Below are 3,736 nucleotides of genomic sequence, written 5' to 3'. Positions count from 1 at the left end.
TCGGACCCTTGATCCGTCGAGGACCCGCCGCATCCGGCCAGCACGGCCGTCACGCAGAACGCGCCCAACACCTTGTGAAACCAACTCATCGAATAGCTCCTCTAGCCAACCTTCAACGCCGGGCCAATCCCTGCGCCCGTCGATCGGGCATCCCTGTTTCGACGGCTGGGACGAATCATTGAACGACCAGAGGTGTCGCCTGTTACGGGAGGTCAGATCAAGGTCTTGGCTTTTTGCAAGTGCCGGAAGCGAGGCGGCACCCCCTCGTTCATGGGGGTGGTAGAGGGGGATCGGGCGATCCATCGGAAAAATCGATGGGGCGGATCAGGGTTTATCCGACGTGCAACCTGTTTCAGGTCTTGTTACAGACTTGTAGGCGTTCGCTACAAAACGGCCATCGGCTGTCGATAAGTCATTGATTGCGCACGGGAAATAGCAAGGTGTTTTCCTGCCAATCCGAGCGATTGGAACGCCTGCCTCGGCGAAGAAAGGAGGCGTTCGGGCGCCTATTGCGGCGACTGCTTCGCGGCCGGTGTATCGGCTTTTGGTTTGTCGGTGCGTTGCGCCGAATCCACATCGGGGGCCGGCGGGGTCGACGGTGCGGTCRATTCCTGCTGCGCCAGGCGGCTCAGGCGGCGCCCGGCCTCGCTGTCCGGTGCCAGCCGCAGACCCAGGTGCACCTTGTGCTGCGCCCGCGAGGCGTCCGGCGGGTAGTACGACACCGACAGCTCCAGCCCGCCCGGGCACAGCAGCTTCAGCAGGTCGTTCATGAAGGACGGGCTCTTCGGGCACTTGTCGCCGTAGGCGACGGCGATCAGCGCCGACTGGCGGGCCGCGAAGGCGCGCGCCTGGGTCTCGTCGGGGAAATCGGCGACGCCGTGCACGCTGATCAGCGTCAGGCTCTTCGGCGTCGCGAGCAGCTCGATGGCCTTGAAGTCGGGCGCCTTGTCGGGCTTGTCGATCATCATCTCGACCATCGGCGAGACGCGTGTGCGCTGCTGGGTCAGCTCGCTGATGGTGTACGGCGCACCGAGCTTGTAGCCGAACAGGTCGCCTTCCGGCGGGCCGGCTTGCACGGTGGTGCACGCGAGCGCGGCGCACGACGCGGCCAGTGCGCGGGTCAGGGAATGGTGTTTGCGGGACATGCCGTCTGACTATATCTGCGGCGAATGGCGGCTCTTGCCGCGGCGCGATGGGCAAAAAAAAGCAGCACCGTCGTGCTGCTTCGTTCTTGCTGCCTGTCTCTTGCCACGGATGATCGGACTGGTGGGCGGTGCAGGGTTCGAACCTGCGACTTCCACCGTGTGAAGGTGGCACTCTACCGCTGAGTTAACCGCCCGAGTGTCTTGCGATCACCGGCTTCGCGTTTTCAACATGGCTGCCTTGTCGCGAAGCCCTGGATTATGCCACAAGCTGGCGCCACCCCGTCTTGCCGCCGGAGGCCTTGTCGAGATCGGCGAGCTGCTTCGCGTGTGCCGCCAGCTCTTCGTCGTTCGCGACGATGACCGGCAGGTCGAAGACGCTGAAGTCGATCGCCGCGACGACGATGTCGTGCGACGACGTGCCGCCCGCATCGATCACCAGCGAGTTCTGCCCGCGCGTCATGTTGATGTAGACCTCGGCCAGCAGGCCGGCATCGAGCAGCGCGCCGTGCAGCGAGCGGTTGGAGTTGTCGACCTCCAGCCGCTTGCACAGCGCATCGAGCGAATTCGACTTGCCGGGGAACATCTCGCGCGCCATCAGCAGGCTGTCGCTGACGCCCGCCACGCACTCCGCGAACGGCCGGCGGCCGAGCCGGCGCAGCTCGGCATTCATGAAGCCGACGTCGAAGCCGGCGTTGTGGATGACGATCTCGGCGCCCGCCAGGAAATCCATCAGCTCGTCGGCGATCGCGGCGAACAGCGGCTTGTCGGCCAGGAACTCGTCGGTCAGCCCGTGGATCTTCACCGCATCTTCATGGCTCGAGCGCTGCGGGTTGACGTAGAAGTGCTTGTTGTTGCCGGTCAGGCGCCGGTTCACCATCTCGACGCAGCCGATCTCGATGATGCGGTCGCCCGACTCCGGGCTCAGGCCGGTGGTCTCGGTGTCGAAGAAGACCTGCCTCATGCCGCCACCTTCTCGCCGGCCGGAAAGCCGCGCCGCGCCGACCAGGCGCACAGCACGATGCCCGCGAGGATCATCGGCACGCACAGCCACTGGCCCATGCTCATGCCGAGCGCGAGGTAGCCGAGGAACGCGTCGGGTTCGCGGAAGAACTCCGCGGTGAAACGGCACAGCCCGTAGCCGATCAGGAACGCGCCCGACACCTGGCCCATCGGCCGCGGCTTGCGCGAGAACCACCACAGGAAGCCGAACAGCAGCAGGCCTTCCATGCCGAACTGGTACAGCTGCGACGGGTGCCGCGGCTCGTCGCCTGCGCCTGAGAACACCATGCCCCACGGCAGGTCCGGCGACGTGACGCGGCCCCACAGTTCGCCGTTGATGAAGTTGCCGATGCGCCCGGACGCGAGCCCGGTCGGCACGCACGGCGCGATCAGGTCGGTGACCTGCCAGAACGGCCGCTTGCGCAGCCAGGCGAACACGCCCATCGCCGCGATCACGCCCAGCAGCCCGCCGTGGAAGGCCATGCCGCCCTTCCAGACCGCGAAGATCTCGAGTGGATGGCCGGCGTAGTGGCCGGGCTTGTAGAACAGCACGTAGCCGAGCCGGCCGCCGATCACGACGCCCAGCACGCCGTAGAACAGCAGGTCCTCGACATCGCGGCGCGTCCAGCCGGCCTGCGCGAACTGCGTCTGCCGCACGCGGATCGACGCGAGCCACAGGAACAGCCCGAAGGCGACCAGGTAGGTGATGCCGTACCAGTGGATGGCCAGCGGGCCGATCTGCAGCGCGACGGGATCGATTTTCGGGTGAACGAGCATGGGTGTGGAGGGCCAGGGCAATGCGGAAGCAGGCGAACGATACCCCAGCTCAGGTCGCCAGCGAGGTGCGCACGAAGCGAACGAAGCGCTCGACCACCGGCCCGGCATCGCGCGGCCACACCAGGCTGGTCTCGGAGCGTGGCGCCGCGCCGCCCGACGCCGCCAGCGACGGCGGCAGCTGCCGGTAGCTGACACCATCGCGCCGCAGCTGGGTCACCGATTCGGGCACCCAGGCGAGGCCGAGCCCGGCCGACACCAGGTTGACGATGGTCTGCATCTGGATCGCCTCCTGCCCGATCACCGGCGTCGCGCCGTGCCGGTGGTAGAACGCGAACACCGCGTCGTGGATCGACGGCGCGATCGTCCGCGGGAAGATGATCAGCGGCTGCGCCAGCAAGGCCGGCAGCGACAGCCGCCGCGCGCCCGCCAGCGGCGAGGCGGCCGGCAGCGCCAGCACCAGCGGCTCGGTGCCGAGCGACAGGTGCTCGAGCGCCGGCGCCGGCAGCATGCCGGGCGCGTGCAGCACGAAGCCGGCGTCGGCCTCGCCCTGGGCGAGTGCTGCGAGCTGCACGTCGGTGGTGGCTTCGCGCAGCACGACGTGGATGCCCGGCTCGGCCAGCCGGAAATCGCGCAGCCAGCCCGGCAGCAGCCCGAAGCCCACCGTCGAGACGAAGCCGAGCCGCAGCCGCCCGACCGCCCCGCTGCCCGCGCCGCTGGCCACCGCCCCCAGGGCGGCCGCCTGCTGCAGCAGCTGGCGCACCGGCGACACCAGCGCCTCGCCGGCCGGCGTCAACGCGACGCGGCGCCGCGTGCGG

5 protein-coding genes and 1 tRNA gene are annotated in these 3,736 nt (G+C 68.0%); all 6 read right to left on the bottom strand.

Annotation, left to right across the window (positions count from 1 at the left end; genetic code table 11):
- The coding region (locus AC1D15_RS21815; protein ID WP_477827616.1) for a hypothetical protein at positions 1 to 303 on the bottom strand (303 nt) is incomplete at its 3' end.
- A gap of 203 nt (positions 304 to 506) precedes the next feature.
- Positions 507 to 1,145 (bottom strand): hypothetical protein, encoded by a 639-nt coding sequence (locus AC1D15_RS21810; RefSeq protein ID WP_477827615.1) that lies wholly within the window; start codon positions 1,143 to 1,145, stop codon positions 507 to 509.
- 119 nt (positions 1,146 to 1,264) lie between these two features.
- Positions 1,265 to 1,339, bottom strand: a tRNA-Val gene (locus tag AC1D15_RS21805).
- A gap of 62 nt (positions 1,340 to 1,401) precedes the next feature.
- On the bottom strand, positions 1,402 to 2,106 hold the full coding sequence (gene dnaQ / locus AC1D15_RS21800) for a DNA polymerase III subunit epsilon (protein WP_047504777.1): 705 nt from the start codon (positions 2,104 to 2,106) through the stop codon (positions 1,402 to 1,404).
- Entirely contained in the window at positions 2,103 to 2,921 is an 819-nt protein-coding gene (lgt, locus tag AC1D15_RS21795) for a prolipoprotein diacylglyceryl transferase (RefSeq protein WP_477827614.1), read from the bottom strand. The genes dnaQ and lgt overlap by 4 nt, the downstream gene beginning before the upstream one ends.
- A 49-nt stretch (positions 2,922 to 2,970) precedes the next feature.
- Positions 2,971 to 3,736, bottom strand: a 766-nt coding sequence (locus AC1D15_RS21790) for a LysR substrate-binding domain-containing protein (RefSeq protein ID WP_477827613.1), incomplete at its 5' end; no start/stop codon positions are given.

Source organism: Rhizobacter sp. P2_H2, assembly GCF_056403375.1.
The sequence above is the reverse complement of the archived record's forward strand: the minus strand, read 5'-3'. Positions and strand labels throughout refer to the sequence as shown.